Origin of the sequence: Pseudomonas sp. KCJK9111, assembly GCF_046231935.1 — a bacterium.
Taxonomy (GTDB): Bacteria; Pseudomonadota; Gammaproteobacteria; order Pseudomonadales; family Pseudomonadaceae; genus Aquipseudomonas; species Aquipseudomonas parafulva_B.
Map to the genome: position 1 here is coordinate 1 of NZ_JBJJMO010000129.1, position 1,068 is coordinate 1,068.

Consider the following 1,068-nt stretch of genomic DNA (forward strand, 5'->3'; position numbering starts at 1 on the left):
GTGCCGTTCGCCGGAATGGTGATGGTGGTCTTGCCATCGTCCAGCGTGAAGGTCAGCGCGCCGTGTTTGTCGATCGGCAAGCCATCTTTGTTGGTCAGGGTCACGGTGTAAGTGATCTGACCGCCTTCGGTGACCGAGTCGGTAGCGGTGAGCTTGGCTACAACTTCGTCGATGGTATCGGTCACTTTGACCGAGGCCTCACCGCCCAGTTGCAGGTTTTCGAAGGTGCGACCGCCAGCGTCGGCTGCCGACTTGATGCCCAGGCTGATTTCGCCCGAGTCTTTGTAAACGTCGTCGCCTTGCGCCGCGTGCTCGTAGGAAACAGTAGTCTGGCCGGCTTTGATGGTGACTTGAGCATTGTTGCTCAGGGTCACGACTAGGTCGTTGGCCAGCGCTTTGTTGATCTGCACGGTGAACGTTGGTTTGACGTTCTCGGCAACAGATGTCTGGTCAGCGGTGATGGTGACCAGCACTTGGTCGCCCTGGTTGCCCGTGCCCGGAGTACCCGAGCCTGGCTCGTCGGTAACCTGGGTGGTGACTGGAGTCTTGTCCAGCGTCAGTTGCTCGAACTTGCCAACATCTGCGCCGGCAACGGAGGCGATCGATTTCACAACCGGATCGTTGGCACCGACGTAGTCGTTGTCTGGCGCGGTCACAGTGACCGAACCGGTTGTGCCATTGGCTGGGATGGTGATGACGGTCTTGCCATCGTCCAGCGTGAAGGTCAGCGCACCATGCTTGTCGATCGGCAGGCCATCTTTGTTTGTCAGGGTCACGGTGTAAGTGATCTGACCGCCTTCAGTGACCGAGTCGGTTGCAGTGAGCTTCGCCACAACTTCGTCGATGGTATCGGTGACTTTCACCGAAGCCTCGCCGCCCAGTTGCAGGTTTTCGAAGGTGCGGCCGCCAGCGTCTGCTGCCGACTTGATGCCCAGGCTGATTTCGCCCGAGTCTTTATAAACGTCGTCGCCTTGCGCTGCGTGCTCGTAGGAAACAGCGGTCTGGCCGGCTTTGATGGTGACTTGAGCGTTGTTGCTCAGGGTCACGACCAGGTCGTTAGCCAGGGCC

General features: G+C 59.1%; 1 protein-coding gene. It reads right to left on the bottom strand.

The window, feature by feature from the left end:
• Positions 1-1,068 (bottom strand): immunoglobulin-like domain-containing protein (locus ACK59L_RS21475; protein ID WP_409275947.1); only part of this gene is annotated, 1,068 nt, incomplete at both ends.